A 16,864-nucleotide genomic window follows, 5' to 3' on the forward strand; every position below is an offset into this window, starting at 1 on the left:
AATGTGTAATTAAAAACCTTTCCCCAAAAGATATCAATATTACTTGATAATTTACAACTTATCAATTATACTTTTTCTTATGGAATATAAAAAATCGATTGCAGAATGTATCAAAGATATTGAAGTTATAAATTTCTTTGGAAAATATAAATCCCTTATAAATTCTATAGAGTATGATTCTAGGAAGATAGTACCCGCCGTTATAGACGATGAAACGGGCATAAAAAAAGGTGCTGCATTTTTTGCTCTTCCCGGTATTCATACCGACGGGAAAAAATTTATAGATTCTGCAATCAAAAACGGAGCCGTTTGTGTTTTTTATGAGGGAGATTTAAATAATCATTCTTATGATGAAATTTGTTTTATTCAGGTGAATGATGCGCGCAAAACCATGTCCAAGGTTTCTTCTGTTCTTTATGATGAGCCGTCAAAGGCACTAGGCGTAATAGGTGTTACCGGAACCGAAGGAAAGAGCAGTACCGTTTCTTTTATCTTTCAGCTTTTAAACCTTTGCGGAAAAAAGGCCGGTTTTTTTTCTACAGTTGAATATTCCATAGACGGAAATGTAATTCCGAATCCTGAACACCAGACCACTCCCGAATCTAACATAGTCCAGCTGCGTCTGGCTCAAATGAGGGATTCTGGATGCAGCTATGCCGTAGTGGAAGCCTCCTCTCACGGTCTTTCCCCGAGGACTGCCCGTCTTGAAGATGTGGCCTTTGATGCAGCTGTTTTTATGAACGTAACTCAGGAGCACTTGGAATTTCACGGAACCGTCGAACAGTACCGATATGACAAGGCCAATCTTTTTAGAGCTCTGGATAAAAATTTAGGGAAAGGATTTCCCATATTCGGAATAGTAAACTATGAAGACCCGTCCGCTCCTTATTTTATGGAAGCAACTAAAAAACATGTCTATCCTTTTAGCACCGAGCTTAAAGATCTAAAAAAAATTGAAGAATATGGAGGCCTTTTTGCCAAGGATATTAAAGAGTATTCAACCGGAATTAAATTTACGCTTTGCGATTTTTCTGTTAAAAAAGAATATGGGTGCGAATTAAAACTTGCAGGAATCTTTAATGTAAAAAATATTCTCGCCTCGGTCTTGGTCGTACAAAGAATTACGGGACTTGATATCGAGCTTATAATAGAAAAACTTCCTCTTGTAAAACCCGTAAAGGGAAGGATGATGCTGATAGATGAGGGGCAGGATTTTGAGGTGCTCATCGATTATGCCCACACCCCTTCTTCCTTTATGACAATTTTCCCTTCAATAAAAGAGCGCATAAAAAAATCGGGAGGAAGGGTCATAAGCCTTTTCGGTTCGGGCGGAGAAAGAGATGTAAAAAAAAGGCCGGAGCAGGGGCGAATAGCGGCCCTATATTCCGATATCGTAATTCTTGCAGACGAAGACCCTCGCGGCGAGGATTCCGTTGAGCTTTTGGAAATGATAGCCGCAGGCTGTCCCGAAAAAAAGAGAGGAGAAGAGCTTTTTATAATTCCAGACCGTCCTTCTGCAATCAAAAAAGCATTCAGCCTTGCCGGTAAAAACGATGCGGTTCTCCTTTTAGGAAAGGGACACGAAAATTCCATCATCTTTAAGGATAGAACCATGCCCTACGATGAAGAAACCACGGCAAGGGAACTGTTAAAAGCGATGATTATGACAAACTTATAATCTAGGATCCACAGGCTCGCTTTCTAGGGCTAAAACGGCAAAGACACTTTCGTGCACACGCCTTAAAGGTTCTTTTTTTACAAAGCGTTCAAGAGCCTCTATGCCTAAGGCAAATTCCTTTAAGGCTAGGGCTCTTTTTTTTGCTAAGCCTCTTTTCTTTAGCCGGTCTAAATTTTCTTTTTCGCAATATTCGGGGCCGTAAATAATACGCAAGTATTCTTTACCTCGGCACTTAACTGCCGGTTGAATGAGACCCTTTTTAAACAAGAATTACAAGACTTGTGATTTTTATTAAAAAATGATAGAATAAACCTCGAACACAATATGGAGATAATTATGCAAAACAATAGAATATTAAATAAAATACATATCAAACCTAAAGATTTGGATTTGATTAAAGATGCCGTTGCAGAGGCGGAAAAAACTACAAACGGTGAAATTGCTTTGGCTGTTATTCCTCAAAGCGATTCCTACTCCTTTGTAGAAATGTTTGCCGCCGTCTGCCTAGCCTTTATTTCTTTCTTTGCCATGCTTTATTTTGGAGACGGTATTTGGCGCTTGCTCGAAACAAAACTTTGGTATCCTTCACCTAAAACTCTCACAGCCGTAATAGGGTCAGGGGTTTTGGTTGTGATGCTCCTTTTCTTTTTACTTGTAAACATTCCTGCTCTCGATAGATTGATAATTCCAAAAAGAATAAAAGAAGCAAGAGTCTATGCAAGAGCTTTAAGGCATTTTGTGGAATGCGGAATTTATAAGACTGCCCAAAGGACGGGCATTTTGATCTTTGTTTCTATCCTTGAAAGAAAGGTCTTTATTATCGCAGATTCCGGTATTGCCGAAAAAGTTGAGCAAAACACATGGGGCGGCATTTGCGGCATAATAACTTCCGGCTTAAAGTCAAAGAATACAACGCAGAGTTTTTGCAAGGCTGTAGAAGAATGCGGAAAAATCCTTGCGGAACATTTTCCTAAAACAAAAGGAAACCCGAATGAATACCCCGATGGGCTGGTAATTTTGGAGAGGTAAATCCCCGGTTAGATTATTTTTTTACTTAAAAATTCCAAAAAATATGTTTTTTTGACTAATTTAGTATTGACATTTATTTATACCTATGATATTATAGCCCCCGTTGCAAATGCAAAATGGGCTATTAGCTCAGTAGGTAGAGCAACGCCCTTTTAAGGCGTGGGTCTCAGGTTCGAATCCTGAATAGCTCAAAACGGAATCGGTTATATCGGTTCCGTTTTTTTTTGCCCGATGTTTATGTACACATGTACGCCGATACGATGTACGCAGATGTACGCCGATGTACGCCGATGTATTGACAAAAGGGCTGTATAAGTGGTACTATTCTATTTTAAGTCTAAATTTATATTTTTAGAGGTTTATATGGCTAGTTCAAAAAAGATTGCTGCTTCCATAGGGGGCATTATAGTTTTTGTTTTGGGAGTAATTGCTTTCGTTGCGGCTCCTATGATTACGGATCGGGCTTCTCAAGGTTTTAAAGTCGTCGGTAAATGGGGTAAGGTAAGAATAGATAACAGTTCATCATCTCCTTTTGTGGATCAATATCACTTTTTGGCTAATTATGTTGAACGCCAAAAAATGGAGCCTGAAGATTCTCAAATGAGAGAATATTTTTGGCAGCAAATTTCTTATTTGGCTTTTAGGGCTGCTGTTGTGCAGGTAGCTATGGAGGATGAGGTTATAAGTGCAGGATACCGTGTTCCGCAATTCCGTATAAATAAGGATTTAATAAACTATTATTTGGATGAAAACGGTGTTTATTCCGAAAGCAAATATCAGAACACTCCCGAAACTACGCGTGTTACATATCGAAAAGAAATTGAAAAATACATTAAGGATAATCGTTATATAGAAGATTTGTTCGGAAACGGAAGCGGGTATGGGCTTAAAACCTCTTCCAAGGAAACGGATTTTATTGTCGATATGGCAAAAAAAGAAAGAAGCTTTAAATATGTTGTTTTTAATTTGAGCCTTTATCCTTCTTCCGAAATCGTAAAATACGGAAAAGAGCATAGCGATCTTTTTACAAGTTATGATTTATCCTTATTAAGCTATCCTACCGAAGAAGAAGCAAAGAAGATGCTGGCCTCGCTTAAAAGCGGAGAGGTAAGTTTTGAAGATGCCGTTATTTTAAATGCAACAAAAACTCTTACTGATGACAACGGAAAGATTACTTCAAATTATCGAACGGATATAAATAGATATTTCCCCGATAATGAGCACCTTAAGGCTGTTTTAGCTTTAAAGCCTTCCGATTTTAGTCCCGTTGTTTTAATGCAAAACGGAATGTTCGGAATTGTAAGGTGTAATGCTGTACCTTCTCTTCCCGATTTTGAAAGTGAGACTCTTATTTCAAATATTCGAAATTACATGAATCGAAATGAAAAAGGTTTGCTTGAAGATTATGTTATTCAGACTGCAAATAAATTTGCAGAAGCCGCAAGAGTTTCAGGGTTTGAAAAAGCCGCTGAAGATTTTAAAGAAACAACTTTAACCGTTGAAACTTCAAATTTATTCGGCATAAACTACGGAAATGCAAGCTCTCTTCCGCCTCTTCCGTCTCAAGGTATTTTTGCAGCTCTTGAAAAAAATGAACCTTTCTTTAAAAAAGCTTTTGCCTTAAAGAGCGGAGAAATTTCCGATCCGATTCTTGCGGGATCCGAAGTTGCAGTATTAACTCTTGAAGAAGAAAAAGAAATTGATGAGTACACTATTGACCGCACTAAAAAGGATTACCAAAATCAAGCAGGTGCTTGGTTTCCATATTATCATATAGCGGCTATTATGAGTATGCAGGGTATGAACTATCCTCTTCCTATTGCTCATAAAACCTTTATGGATTATGTTTTTACAAATTCCAAATTCCAAGATAATTTTGGGAACCTGTTTAAATAATAATGACTGCAAATAATGAAAAACCTGAGCTAATTCCGATTGACTCAGGTTTTTCGGTTTTATACAAGGGAAAGTACTTATATTCAAAACGCTCACCGCAAAAAAATATCCTACAATTAATTTCTTCTATTGTAATTCAAAATGAAACATTGGTTCTTTGTGTATCTCCGGCTTTGGGATACGGATTAAAAGAGCTCATTAAAAAACTTCCGGAGGATTCTTTTGCTCTCGGTCTGGAAGCTGATGAAGAGTTGTTGAATCTTTCAAAAAGCGAAATCGATAAAAACATTTTAGAATATCCTAAATTCTTATATGCAGGAACGGATTCGATAACTATCTTATTAAACCGGCTTGATGATTTTATTAAAGGAAAAAAAATTAGACGCGTTATAAGAATAGATTTTTCGGGCGGAGCGGCTTTTAATCAAACCTTTTATTCTCAAGCCTTTGATTTTATCTCTCAATATATTTCGCAAATATGGATTAACCGATTAACACTAATTCAATTCGGCAGAAATTATGCCCGTAATTTTTTTAAAAACTATTATTCAATTTTACGGTCTATTTCAAAGACTTCCGATAAAACTTCGGCTTTAAATATAAATTCTCGTTTCGGTTCTTTAATTGAAAAATCGATTAATAGGCCTATCATTGTAATAGGGGCGGGGCCGTCCCTTGATTCTTCCATTGAATTTATAAAAGAAAATAGGAACAGGCTTTTTGTTCTTGCAGTCGATGCTGTTTTTGCAGGGCTTTATCCCGAAATAAGACCTGATGCTGTAGTTTTGCTTGAGTCTCAATATTGGATTCAAAAAGCCTTTATCGGTATTGCAGACTCAGGTATTCCAGTTATTGCCGATCTTACTGCTAATCCTTCTTTGATCGTAAAGTTAAATGGAAATAAAGCTTTTTTCTTTACCGATTATTCCGCTCAAGATTCCTTAGCAAGCTCTTTTTTTTACGCTTTAAAAGAAAAAAATATTTTACCTTTAAGACTTGAAGCTATGGGCTCTGTGGGGCTTGCTGCCTTAGCCCTTGCCGAAAGATTGGCTTTTGACGGTCTTCCTATTTTTCACACGGGTTTGGATTTTTCGTGGGGGCAGGGATTCAGTCATTCAAAATTAAGCTATCAAGTTAAAAATATATTTTCGGATATTTCCAAAATAAAAAGTCTTTACACGGGAGAATCTTTGTTTCCGAATAAGCTTAGTTTTGAAAAGGGTAAAAACGGCAGTCTTGCTTTGACTTCTCCTAATTTAAAAAATTACGGAGAGCTTTATAAAAAACTTTTTGCTTCTAAAGAAAACTTTTTTGATATAGGGCAATCAGGTTTGGAGCTAAATTCAAAAAAAATAAGCTTTGATACGGCAAAAAAAATCATAGACGATTTTTATTCGTGTTATGAAGCATCTTGTTTTATAAATAAAAATAATGATAAAAAAAATTTTATAAGCTATGATTATGCAGATAAAGAAAAAGCGATAAAAGATTTTTTAATTTCCGAAAAAGAAAAACTTCTTAGGCTCAAAAGTATTTTTACCGGAAAAATAAATTCTTCTGATGCAGAAATTAAAACTCTTCTTTTGTCTATGCCTTATCTATATCTTCATTTTCCGGATTATAATTCCTTATCCGAAACCTTCTTGGATAAACATTTTTTATCCCGTGTAAGAATTGAGATAGAATATTTTTTAAAAATACATCTGACAAATGAAAATTTTATCAATTAAGAAAATGCCAAAGCTTTAGTAAAATTCATGAGGATATGTAAATAGGCAATTGGAAATTTAAAAACTTTTGTCCTGAGTTTAGTCCTCTTGATAGTATTTTGCTTGTGCATTCCAAAGTTCATAGTACTTGCCGCTTACATCGGAAACGAGCTCATTATGATTTCCGTATTGAACAAGACTGCCTTCATCCATAACGGCAATTTTATCGCAGAATTTACAAGATGAAAGCCGGTGCGAAATATAGATTGCAGTATTTTTTGAAGTTATATTATCAAAATGAGAATAAATCTCTGCTTCCGAAATAGGATCGAGGGCTGCCGTCGGTTCATCCAAAATAAAGATTTTGCCTCCGTGATAAATTGCGCGTGCCATTGCAATTTTTTGAGCTTCTCCGCCGGAGGCTTCAATTCCGCCTATGTCAAAGTTTTGATATAGATAGGCTTCGCCTCCATGTTTTTTATAAAAAGCTTCCATTCCAGTTTTTGAAAGAGCATCGGCAACTTTTTTTTCATCATACGAACTTGATGCGGAAACATTTTCGCCTAATTTAAGCGATAATAATTTAAAGTCTTGAAAGACAACCGAGAACGCATCTATGTACTCATCATAATCATATTCTTTTATGTTTACTCCGTTTAAAAGTATTTCTCCTTCAGTCGGTTCGTAGAGCCTTACAAGCAATTTGATAAGAGTGGTTTTTCCCGATCCGTTTTTACCGACCATTGCAAGTTTTTGACTTGAATCTATTTTTAGGTTTATATTTTTAAGAGCGTATTTATCCTGATCCGGATATTTAAAACTTATATTTTTTAATTCAAACACAATGGGTTCGTCTTTTTTTATGGAAAGTTTTCCTGAGTATTTTTTTTCGTCTATATCGAGAAAGTTTAATAATTTTTCTCGGGACTTATCCGAAGCAACAAGAGTAGTTAATCCGTCCACAGCTTCAGATATTTGAGCCGAAAAAACATTTATAGCTCCTATGAAAAAAAAGACTTCACTCAAGGCAATGGAACCGTAAACAGCTTTTAAACCTACAAATAAGAAAACTAAAAGCAAAAGAGAGCCTTCGAGGAGTTTAGCTGACCCTATAGTACGGGAAAAAAACTTTGCCATAAAATCATGAGTACTTTTCTGCATTGCAAGATAGGTGCCTGTGTATTTTTCGGCTAAGGCCTTATCATATAATCTAATATCCTTTCCCGTCCTATAATCATAAATTAAATTCATATAAGATTTTATATAACGGGCACTTTTTTTGACTTCTCCCGAAATATGGTCTCCGAATTTTTTATAAATATATTTTGCCAAATAAAAAGAAATTATATTAAAGGCTATCAAAAGAATTAAAAAGGCTGAATTTATAAATGCTCCTGAAAGCCCCATAAATCCTTGGGAATTAAAAAGATCTATAAAAAAATACAAGGCTGCTCCTGCTCCTATAAATCCTCCTACAGAGGTTCCGGTTTTTCTCATAAAATCACTGTGTGAAAAAACTATGAAGCGTTCAAATTGTTTGATTGAATTTAAATCGTTTTGAAATTCGTTTTGTTCGGTAAGTTCAAAATTTAATCTTAAAACTTTAAGAGACTTTTTCATAGTGTGCTTTTTAGAAAAACATTTATAATGGTACATAAAGCGTTTTTCCAATATTCCTGAAATTATCGATAAAAGCATAAATGCTGTTAAAAGAATAAGGGTCAATCTTAGAACTCCACTCGGCAATATTTGTGACGTTGCTGATTCAATGATTATTTTGGATAAATAAAGGAGACAGAAAGGCCTTACGGCCTCTATTATATTAAAAAAGATGCTGTTCCACATTAACCCCTTCTCTATTTTTTCAATATAAAAAAACATTCTAAAAAATCTTTTAAGCCTCTTCATTTTCATCTCCTTGTTATGGCCTCTAAAAACTTCAGTTTTTAGAGGGCTTCCTTAAATTTATTTGCGATGTTTTTAATAAGTTAAAGACTTATTAAAAACTCGTCAGGCAAGTCTAAAAATCTAACAAAGTTTTTAGACTTGCCTATAATACTTACTTTGAACATCATACATTTTTCTGTATGTTTTATTTTGACCCATAAGTTCATTATGAGTGCCTTCTTCTATTATTTTTCCGTGTTCCAGTAAAATAATCCTGTCACAAAATTTTGTAGACGCGAGTCTATGCGAAATAAAAATAGAAGTTTTTTCTTTACTCATTGCATCATACTCTTCATATATTTTGCTTTCCGCAATCGGGTCAAGGGCAGCCGTCGGTTCATCCAGAATATTTATTTTTGCATTTTTATAAAGAGCTCTAGCAAGCAGCATCCTTTGATTTTGTCCGCCCGATAAATCGATTGCTTCATCATTGCTTTCCTTTACCAAAATAGTTTGGCTGCCGTTTGGAAGACTTGAAACCATTTCATTTAAACCGCTCGAAGTAATTGCATTTTTTAATTTTTCTTCATTTATATTTTCAGTTCCGGCAATATTAGCTGCAAAAGTTTCCGGGAAAATATTTATATCCTGAAATACCGGAGAAAATAAATTATAGTATTCTGTTTTTTTAAAGTCAGTGCTGTTTTTTTCGTCAATTAAAACGGAACCCTCGGTGGGTTCTAAAAGTCCCATTAAAAGGTGCATAAGTGTTGTTTTTCCGGCTCCGTTGATACCGACAAGAGCTAACTTTTCTCCTGCATCGATTTTTAAATTAAAGTCTTTAAAAATCCATGCTGCATCTTCCGAATATCTAAAGGAAAGATTTCTAAATTCGATTGAAGGTTTTTCGCCCGTATCATTTGCGGTAAGCTCTCCGCCTGTTTTTTCATCAGGAGTGTTCAAAAAAATTCTTATTTGACTTAATTGGCTATTAAATATAATGAGGTTACTTATTTGAAGAACAATAGCATCCATCCATCTTGAAAATTCCATGATCAGACCTATAAGAAAAACAAATTGAGAAACGGCAATGGTTCCAGCGTTTAATTGGTAAATTAAGTAAATATAGGCAAAAATATCTCTTATAAAAATCATTACGGCATTTAGAATTTTTCCTCCTGCCTGTACATTCGATTCTGCTCTCAAAAATTTTTTTACTCGTCCGTGATACTGTTCAAAGTTTTCGACCAGCCAATCTTTCATCTTATAAAGGCGGATATCCTTTGCAAAGCGTCTATCTTCTGCGGTCGCAAGTATGTATTCTTCCTTTTTTTCGTCATCGCCTCGTTCTTTCATGTTTTTTTGTGTGTACTTTCCCGTATAGATTCCGTACAATAAATTTACGGTTCCTGAAGCTAAAACAATAAATAGAAGAATTAAGTCGATGCTTATAATACCTGAACTGAAGAAAAAGGCTCCTGCAATTGCGGTTAAAAGAAAGGATAAATTAAGCCCGAAAAAATGAAAGGGACCGCCCGAGCTTCCCGTCATGACTATGTTTTTTACCTTGGTTATTTTTGTTTGCACTTCGGGAGAAATAAGAGTCTGGTAGTTAAGTTCAAACATTTTTTTGTTTACAGGTACCGAATAAATGTGGAATAGAGGACGGGAGCCGAGAGCCATCAACTTTGTTTCAAGCACCTGTATGATAATTTTGCAGGCCGTTATTAAAAGTCCTGCCGTCAATATGGAAAGTAAGACTGTTCCAGCCTCCGCTCCGGTTTCAATACCCAATATAATTGTTTTCGGGATAAGGATGGTTTGATAAATCATAAAAATACGGATGGGTACCGAAATAATCATAAAGAAAATACCGGCCGGAAATGTTTTTAACCAAATACCTAAATAATAGAAAATATTGTTAAAAAGGTTTAATTTTGTATCGCTTTTTTCCATAATTTCCTCTCTAAAGTTAAAGTATGCCGTTTCTGACTTTGTTGCGAAACGGCGGAAAATAAGCAATGCTCAGAAACTGATGTTTCTTCCGCTTGCTTATTTTAATAGAAACTTTTAAATATGTAAGACTATTCTAATATAGAACTTAAAATCGGTCAAGTGTAAAATTTAAAAATATCAAAAATTTGAAAAAAATTTAATTTTTTATGTAAACTACTATAGTAGCATTGATAAATTTGAGCATTTTGTTTAAAATGAAATAAACTACCGGAGTAGTATATGAAAATTAAGCTATTTGATTCTGAATTAAAAATAATGAATATTCTTTGGGATAGTGGAGAAATGACTGCAAAACAAATTTCAATAACGAGAATTAAAAATAATTCTAAATAGATTTCATGGGGGTATTAAAATGAAACAAAATCGATGTAAATTAATTAAAATGTTAAGTGCTTTCTTAATATTTTTTTGTTTTTTCAGAGGCGTATTTGCACAGAATGAAACTGAATGTGAAAAAGCCGTCCAAGCTGTTGTAGAAGCTTGTAACGAAAAATCCGTAACAAATGTGCTGCCTTATTTGGCCGAGGATTTTTCAATTGCAGGTCAGAGCGGTAATAGGGCAAAAGCAATTTTGCAGCAATTATTGGCCGGAGTGGGAGCGGTAGTTTCCTATGAAAAAACAGAAAGCCTTATGGAAGACGGAAAACTTATTTTAAAGTACTCAATTGAATATTCTCAAGTAGGAAAGAAAGAGTCCGTATTTATTTTCAATAAGGATAATTTAATTGTCGAAGCTGAACTTATGAAAATAAAAGTAAAAACTTTGTCTTCAGAAGAACGAACTATAGAGTACAATACACATAAAATCACTTCCATTCCTTTTATATTTGCAGAAAATCTGCCGTTGGTAGACGTATTGCTTAATGGTGAAAGCAGATTGTTTTTATTAGACAGCGGTGCACCTTTTTCTATTTTAAATTCAAAGTACATTGAAGGATTAAACACGGACACAAAAAAACTTGGTAGTTTTCAAGATGTCAGCGGTAATGTTTCAAGTCCGAATATGGATATAACAACCGTAAAAGAATTGGAATTCGCCGGTAGTAAAATAAAAAATCAAAAAATAGTAGTTCTTGATATGAGTCGTCTTGAACAGAGTTTAAAAACGGACGGCATATACGGATTAATAGGCTATGATATGCTAAAAGAATATGATGTCTTTTTAGATTATCAAAAAAAGCAGTTGACACTTATAAGACCGGATTCGTATGATAGTTTTATAAAATCTAATACATTAAAAGTATATTCAAAAATTCCGTGTAAAATGGTAGGTCATATTCCGGTTATTGAAGTAGCGATTGGAAACAAAACCTATACATTGGGACTCGATACCGGAGCTGAATTCAATTTACTCGACAGCTTTTATTTTAATGAATTAGAACCGTCCTTAACAAACAAAGAAAAAACCGAACTGAGCGGAGCAGGCGGAATTAAACAGGAAATATATCAAGCGGAATTAAAAACAATGAAGATAGGCGGTAAAACATATAAAAATATAAAAACTGCCTTTTCCGATATTTCTCATTTGCGAAAAAAGCCCGATAGTTATGACGGTCTTTTAGGTCATCCCTTTTTGTCCGCCCAACCGTTTCTTATAAGTTATAAACGTGGAGAAATAATTTTGTTTAAATAAACAAAAAACTTTATTTCGTAAACCTCTAAAAACTTCAGTTTTTAGAAGGTAAGCTTTGCTCACCGGTTTATCTTAAGCTTACTTGCGATGTCAATTTCTTATTTTTCTGTTATACTATGTTTATGAGTACGATTAGAAAAATGCCTATAGGCGTTCAAAGTTTTGACGAAGCAAGAAAGGCAAAAGATATGAATTTTTATCTAACGGTGGCTTTACAAACTTTTTCCGATATTGTTTTTTTTTCTATTTTGTAATATACTACTAACCTATAAAACAAATAATTTGGAGGTAACAATGAACCCATTGCAGAACACTGAACCTAAGGAAGTATTTAAATGGTTTTACGAAATCTCTCAAGTGCCGAGAGGTTCCGGAAACGAAAGAGCTATCAGCGATTTTCTTGTAAAATTTGCAAAAGATAGAAGTCTTGAAGTTTATCAAGATAAGGCTATGAACGTTATCATAAAAAAGCCCGGAACTGCCGGTTATGAAAAATCTCCGGCAGTTATTATTCAGGGACACATGGATATGGTTTGCGAGAAGGATGCTTCCTCAAACCATGATTTTTTAAAGGATCCTATTAAATTCGTTGTAAAGGACGGAATGCTCTATGCAGATAAGACAACCCTTGGAGGAGATGACGGCATAGCCGTAGCTTATGCTCTTACTCTTCTTGATTCAAAAGATATTCCCCACCCGCCGCTGGAAGTTTTGATTACGACTGAAGAAGAAACAGGCATGTACGGAGCGATGGCCCTTACCGGTGAGCATCTGCAAGGTACACGTCTTTTAAATATAGATTCGGAAGAAGAAGGAGTCTTCTTGGTAAGCTGTGCAGGCGGAGCTAACATCCATATCTTTTTCGATGTAAAAAAAGAAGCTTCTAAAGGAAAATTCTTAAAAATCACCGTAGGAGGTCTCCTTGGAGGACATTCAGGTATCGAGATAAACAAGCAAAGAGCCAACTCCATCAAGCTTTTGGGAAGGATTCTTTATAACATCAAGCGAAACGAAAAAATCAATTTAGTCGAAATTTCGGGCGGTTCAAAACACAATGCAATTGCAAAAGATGCCTATGCAGTCATAGCCGTCGAAAATACGTCAGCCGTTTTTAAGATTGTCGAAAAACTTACCGCTGATTTTAAAAATGAATACAGAGTTGTGGACAAACTTTTAACCGTTACGGCAGCTGAAACTCAAAACCCTTCAGGAAAAATGTTTACAAAAGAGCTTACCTTAAATCTGATTGATTTTATGGCAAGTATTCCCAATGGTGTGCAATATATGAGCATGGAAATTCCCGGCCTTGTCCAAACAAGTTTAAATAACGGTGTTTTGGAAGAAGTAGATGGAAAAATTAAATTTACAACATCGATACGAAGCAGCGTAAAGAGTGCCTTGGATGAAATTGCCGATGTGCTTAAGATTCAAGCTGAACGGTGCGGAGCCCAATTTGAAAAAGCTTCGGAATATCCCGCTTGGGAGTATAGTCCCGATTCTCCTGTGCGCGAGAAGGCTGTTAATGTTTATAAAAAACTTAATAACAAAGAGCCTGTAATTACAGCAATCCACGCAGGACTTGAATGCGGCCTTTTAAAGAAGACTCTTCCCAATGTCGATGCCGTAAGTTTCGGTCCCAATTTGCATGATGTGCACACTCCTAACGAACACATGGACATAGCTTCCGTTCAACGCGTATGGAAATTCTTATTGGCATATCTAGCCGAATTAAAGAATTAAAAATAAGGTGGACTGAGGCCTAAACTACGTCAGACTTATTAAAAACTAAAAAGGGGCATGAAGTCATGCCCCTTATGGGAGTTGTGCTTTGAACCGCCTAATGGCGGATACTCACATCTCCCGCTTAATATAATTTTAGCATAATTACTGTAATTGTCAAGTAAAATCATCCTAAAAATTTAATTTTTTTTCGCCGAAGCTCTTGTACGATACATAAAGAAGATTAAAGAGGGTTCCAAGCAAAAGAATAAATGCCCATGTTCTTGCATGTATGAAGGGATTTTTTATCGGTAAAAAGAGGTCTGATAGGACGGAGCTTAAATTTGTTAGGAGATCCCATGAATTCCACCTTAAAAACCTGCCTAAATAGATACCGAAAGCCGAAAGATATATCACAAAAACCGAAAAAATTTGCGGGTATCTTATATTAAAAAGTTTTTTAATCTTAGTTTCGATAAAATCCAAACTTACTAAGCCGTAAAAAAGGCCTGTAAGACTATATGAAAGAAGGAGAATCAGGTCATACCAGCGCATTGTTGAAGCTGCTGTTTTTAGATGAATAAAATCGGTTACTATATAAAGAGCATTGGGAAAGAATAGGAGCCACAGCATAGCAAAAATTATAAACGGTATTTTTTTACAATTTTTTGACAAATATAGTATGGAAGATATAAACCACGGTACAAAGGCCAAAAATAAATTCCATACTAAAAAGAGTAAAAAATAGTTTTCTGCTATAAATATTCTGCATACCGATAAAAAAATACAAAAAAAAGACAAGAACATCAAAGCAAAGGTGCTTTTAATCCGGAATATATTTTTAAAGTAATGCCTCATACAATATCGATAAACAGTGAGGCACCATTTGTGCCGAACTGTTTATCACACCTCCCATAAAAAGTCAAAAGACCGCCCGTGCCTTTTATTTTAAATTTTCATAGATGCGCATTAGATTTGCTTTCATGCGTTCAAGATAGGTTTTGTTATCTTCTGGGCTTTCGATTGTGTAAATTTTTTCAACCCTGGCTCCAAGCTCTGCTGCAAGGGTTTTTGAAACAAGGGGGCTTGCCGCTTCTTCTGTAAAGATAACTTTTACTTTGTGTTCCCTACAATATTCGACCAGTTTTGCAAGTTCTTTCGGATTCGGTTCATTTTCATTAAAGATATCGGTTACCGAATTTTGTTCTAAAGAAAAATCTCTGCAAAGGTATCCGAAGGCGGCATGACCTGTTACAAAGTGTTTGTTTTTTACGTTGGAAAATTTTTCAATATATTCTTTTAAAAGTTCATCAATTTCGGAAATATATTTGCTTGCATTTTCTTTATAGCTTTTTGCATTTTCAGGGTCAGCCGCAGCAAGAACATTTTCGATATTTTTTATCATAATTTTTGCAGAAGAAAGGCTGAGCCATGTATGCGGATCGAACTCGCCGTGATGGCAGTGTTCATGCTCTTTGTCATCAGGTTTTCCTGCACAAGCTTCGCAGTCACAGTCTTCGCCATGTTCATCATGGTTATGGTGCCCAGCCTTGATTGGCTCAATTCCGCTGCTTGCTTCGACCATAATCAGTTTTTTATTGTTGACTGCTTTTATAGCTTCATCAAGCCAAAACTCCATGCCCAGACCGTTATAGATTAACACATCTGCTTTCGATAAAAAAGCAAGGTCTTTAGCCTTGGGCTCAAAGTCATGGGCTTCCATTCCCGGCGGAATTATAACCGAAATATTGACATTATCGCCTGCAACTGCCTGAGTAAGCTCCTTCATTGCATCGAAGGTAACAGCAACATTTTTTCTACCGTTATCGGGAATTTCTTTTGCTCCCATAGCAAAGAGACTTACCGATGAAACGATACCAATAAATAAACATGTTTTTAAAATAGACTTCATATAAACTCCAAAACTCCATATTTTTTAAGACGGAATAGAATATAATACCGTGCCGAAATTAAGTCAATCAAAATAGGCTAAAATTAGATTTTTAGGGCTGAAGGCCCGGAACCAAATATTTTTCAGGTATTTTAACGGGCCGGCCCGTACTGTCTACACAGGCCCATGTTACCCTTGCTTCGGCGCAGACTTTACCTTCTTCATTTTTTATAACCTGTAAAAAGGTACCGGAAACCTTACCCAGTTCAACATGGGTAACCTCAATAGCCAGTTTATCGTAAAGTTTAGCTGAGTGTTTGTATTTAATATCTATGTGAGATACATAGAGCATGTAGCCTTCTTCAATCATTGATACATAATCGAAGCCTATTTTTTTTAAAAACTGCATTCTGGTATGTTCCAAATAATTTAAGTAAACGGCATTATTTACATGGTTATAAGCGTCAAGCTCGTAGCTTCGCACTTCAACATAAAATGTATGTGTCACAATCTTCTCCTATTTTAGCCGTCCGATTTCGTTTGCTTCGTGCATCTTTTCAAGCTCTGCCATTACCCGATCGACAACAGCCTGCTTTTTATCTATACCCGTAAGTTCTTTATGTTCGGCTTTTACTTTTTCGCGAAAATCTGCACAGTTTATGACCGGGCTTGAATCAAAGATTAGCCTATCCTTCCAGACAGTATCTTCTGTCATATCTCCCGATTCCGAAATACGCAGGCAGTTTCCATTGCTTGAAACCAAGAGCATTATATCGGACATTTTAATGTACGAATCTATTTCTTTTACTCCCTTCTTTGTTTCGGGTTTTCCGGGGCGGTACCTGGTACCTGCAGGATATACAAGAACTACTCTACCTTCCTCTTTTGCCTTTTCGAGTGCTCTCATAGAAGCAAGGTTTATCATCTTACTTCGTTTTAATTCCGATTCCAATAATTCGAGGTCTTTAATTGATTTGATAGAACGGCTGGGATATATATAAATTCGGTCATAGGCACTTGCAAAGGCCGCAACATAGGGATTATCCTCGCCCAGCTTTAAGCCTGCCATTGCTATGCACTTTTCTGCAAGCTCTGACCCTTTAGTTCCGGTTTTTTTCATTAAATTGATAAAAGCAGGGTAATCCAGATTACTGTAGTGTTCTGCAAGAATTATGCCTTTTTTTCCTTTATTTATCTCATCTAAAAATTCTTCTAAGTGTTCAGGATGTCTAAATTCCGAATTCTCAAGGATGAGATCGTCTACCATCTTATCAAGAATTTTAATTAGAACAGGATTACCTTTTTGCAATACATTTTCAGGTGTAACTGCCGGATTTTTTATTGTGTGTTTTGCAATTTCGGGTAAAAAGTCTTTTACATACTCCATTAAAGTTTGCTGCATATTA

General features: G+C 35.6%; 14 protein-coding genes and 1 tRNA gene. 8 read left to right on the plus strand and 7 right to left on the minus strand.

Annotation, left to right across the window (positions count from 1 at the left end; all coding sequences use genetic code 11):
- Positions 1 to 79: 79 nt before the first annotated feature.
- Positions 80 to 1,678, plus strand: coding sequence for a UDP-N-acetylmuramoyl-L-alanyl-D-glutamate--2,6-diaminopimelate ligase (locus JO40_RS07750; RefSeq protein ID WP_144242258.1), 1,599 nt, complete (start codon positions 80 to 82; stop codon positions 1,676 to 1,678).
- Here JO40_RS07750 and JO40_RS07755 read toward each other — a convergent pair.
- Positions 1,673 to 1,945: a hypothetical protein gene (locus JO40_RS07755; RefSeq protein WP_044978838.1), complete on the minus strand. Its 273-nt coding sequence runs from the start codon at positions 1,943 to 1,945 to the stop codon at positions 1,673 to 1,675. The two genes, JO40_RS07750 and JO40_RS07755, sit on opposite strands and share 6 nt — an antisense overlap.
- Before the next feature lie 69 nt (positions 1,946 to 2,014).
- Here JO40_RS07755 and JO40_RS07760 point away from each other — a divergent pair, with 69 nt between their 5' ends.
- The 4 genes from JO40_RS07760 to JO40_RS07775 all read left to right on the plus strand — a co-directional run bounded on the left by JO40_RS07760 (position 2,015) and on the right by JO40_RS07775 (position 6,333).
- A complete protein-coding gene (locus JO40_RS07760; protein WP_044978839.1) occupies positions 2,015 to 2,707 on the plus strand; it encodes a TPM domain-containing protein in 693 nt (230 codons plus the stop codon).
- Positions 2,708 to 2,825: 118 nt separating this feature from the next.
- Positions 2,826 to 2,898 (plus strand) — tRNA-Lys (locus JO40_RS07765).
- Between the two features lie 172 nt (positions 2,899 to 3,070).
- The gene (locus JO40_RS07770) at positions 3,071 to 4,603 is read left to right on the plus strand and encodes a hypothetical protein (protein ID WP_044978840.1); all 1,533 of its coding nucleotides are present in this window, start codon (positions 3,071 to 3,073) and stop codon (positions 4,601 to 4,603) included.
- A 2-nt stretch (positions 4,604 to 4,605) separates the two neighbouring features.
- On the plus strand, positions 4,606 to 6,333 hold the full coding sequence (locus JO40_RS07775) for a 6-hydroxymethylpterin diphosphokinase MptE-like protein (protein WP_044978841.1): 1,728 nt from the start codon (positions 4,606 to 4,608) through the stop codon (positions 6,331 to 6,333).
- Between the two features lie 78 nt (positions 6,334 to 6,411).
- Here JO40_RS07775 and JO40_RS07780 read toward each other — a convergent pair whose 3' ends face one another.
- Together JO40_RS07780 and JO40_RS07785 are read right to left on the minus strand one after the other, a co-directional pair.
- On the minus strand, positions 6,412 to 8,220 hold the full coding sequence (locus JO40_RS07780) for an ATP-binding cassette domain-containing protein (RefSeq protein ID WP_044978842.1): 1,809 nt from the start codon (positions 8,218 to 8,220) through the stop codon (positions 6,412 to 6,414).
- Positions 8,221 to 8,352: 132 nt separating this feature from the next.
- On the minus strand, positions 8,353 to 10,155 hold the full coding sequence (locus JO40_RS07785; protein WP_044978843.1) for an ABC transporter ATP-binding protein: 1,803 nt from the start codon (positions 10,153 to 10,155) through the stop codon (positions 8,353 to 8,355).
- A 279-nt stretch (positions 10,156 to 10,434) separates the two neighbouring features.
- On the opposite strand from JO40_RS07785, the gene JO40_RS14255 reads away from it, so the two are divergent.
- The 3 genes from JO40_RS14255 to JO40_RS07795 all read left to right on the plus strand — a co-directional run bounded on the left by JO40_RS14255 (position 10,435) and on the right by JO40_RS07795 (position 13,588).
- Complete coding sequence (locus tag JO40_RS14255; RefSeq protein ID WP_215904810.1) at positions 10,435 to 10,548, plus strand: BlaI/MecI/CopY family transcriptional regulator; 114 nt, start codon at positions 10,435 to 10,437, stop codon at positions 10,546 to 10,548.
- Positions 10,549 to 10,567: 19 nt separating this feature from the next.
- A complete protein-coding gene (locus JO40_RS07790) occupies positions 10,568 to 11,848 on the plus strand; it encodes a retropepsin-like aspartic protease (RefSeq protein WP_044978844.1) in 1,281 nt (426 codons plus the stop codon).
- Positions 11,849 to 12,142: 294 nt separating this feature from the next.
- Complete coding sequence (locus tag JO40_RS07795; protein WP_044978845.1) at positions 12,143 to 13,588, plus strand: aminoacyl-histidine dipeptidase; 1,446 nt, start codon at positions 12,143 to 12,145, stop codon at positions 13,586 to 13,588.
- 171 nt (positions 13,589 to 13,759) lie between these two features.
- On the opposite strand, the gene JO40_RS07800 is transcribed toward JO40_RS07795, so the two are convergent.
- The 4 genes from JO40_RS07800 to JO40_RS07815 all read right to left on the minus strand — a co-directional run bounded on the left by JO40_RS07800 (position 13,760) and on the right by JO40_RS07815 (position 16,860).
- Positions 13,760 to 14,425 (minus strand): DUF1361 domain-containing protein, encoded by a 666-nt coding sequence (locus JO40_RS07800; RefSeq protein WP_044978846.1) that lies wholly within the window; start codon positions 14,423 to 14,425, stop codon positions 13,760 to 13,762.
- A gap of 85 nt (positions 14,426 to 14,510) precedes the next feature.
- The gene (locus JO40_RS07805) at positions 14,511 to 15,479 is read right to left on the minus strand and encodes a metal ABC transporter substrate-binding protein (RefSeq protein WP_044978847.1); all 969 of its coding nucleotides are present in this window, start codon (positions 15,477 to 15,479) and stop codon (positions 14,511 to 14,513) included.
- 91 nt (positions 15,480 to 15,570) lie between these two features.
- The gene (locus tag JO40_RS07810) at positions 15,571 to 15,966 is read right to left on the minus strand and encodes an acyl-CoA thioesterase (RefSeq protein ID WP_044978848.1); all 396 of its coding nucleotides are present in this window, start codon (positions 15,964 to 15,966) and stop codon (positions 15,571 to 15,573) included.
- A gap of 9 nt (positions 15,967 to 15,975) precedes the next feature.
- Positions 15,976 to 16,860 carry a 1-acyl-sn-glycerol-3-phosphate acyltransferase gene (locus tag JO40_RS07815; RefSeq protein ID WP_044978849.1) on the minus strand — a complete coding sequence of 295 codons (885 nt, stop codon included), beginning with the start codon at positions 16,858 to 16,860 and terminating at the stop codon, positions 15,976 to 15,978.
- Positions 16,861 to 16,864: the final 4 nt, after the last annotated feature.

This window comes from Treponema putidum (assembly GCF_000755145.1).
Lineage (GTDB): Bacteria > Spirochaetota > Spirochaetia > Treponematales > Treponemataceae > Treponema_B > Treponema_B putidum.

Coding starts and splice junctions, on each gene's coding strand:
- JO40_RS07770 (WP_044978840.1), top strand. CDS start 3,071: ATGGCTAGTTCAAAAAAGATTGCTGCTTCCATAGGGGGCATTATAGTT.
- JO40_RS07780 (WP_044978842.1), bottom strand. CDS start 8,220: ATGAAGAGGCTTAAAAGATTTTTTAGAATGTTTTTTTATATTGAAAAA.
- JO40_RS14255 (WP_215904810.1), top strand. CDS start 10,435: ATGAAAATTAAGCTATTTGATTCTGAATTAAAAATAATGAATATTCTT.
- JO40_RS07790 (WP_044978844.1), top strand. CDS start 10,568: ATGAAACAAAATCGATGTAAATTAATTAAAATGTTAAGTGCTTTCTTA.
- JO40_RS07805 (WP_044978847.1), bottom strand. CDS start 15,479: ATGAAGTCTATTTTAAAAACATGTTTATTTATTGGTATCGTTTCATCG.
- JO40_RS07760 (WP_044978839.1), top strand. CDS start 2,015: ATGCAAAACAATAGAATATTAAATAAAATACATATCAAACCTAAAGAT.
- JO40_RS07785 (WP_044978843.1), bottom strand. CDS start 10,155: ATGGAAAAAAGCGATACAAAATTAAACCTTTTTAACAATATTTTCTAT.
- JO40_RS07775 (WP_044978841.1), top strand. CDS start 4,606: ATGACTGCAAATAATGAAAAACCTGAGCTAATTCCGATTGACTCAGGT.
- JO40_RS07795 (WP_044978845.1), top strand. CDS start 12,143: ATGAACCCATTGCAGAACACTGAACCTAAGGAAGTATTTAAATGGTTT.
- JO40_RS07800 (WP_044978846.1), bottom strand. CDS start 14,425: ATGAGGCATTACTTTAAAAATATATTCCGGATTAAAAGCACCTTTGCT.
- JO40_RS07815 (WP_044978849.1), bottom strand. CDS start 16,860: ATGCAGCAAACTTTAATGGAGTATGTAAAAGACTTTTTACCCGAAATT.
- JO40_RS07750 (WP_144242258.1), top strand. CDS start 80: ATGGAATATAAAAAATCGATTGCAGAATGTATCAAAGATATTGAAGTT.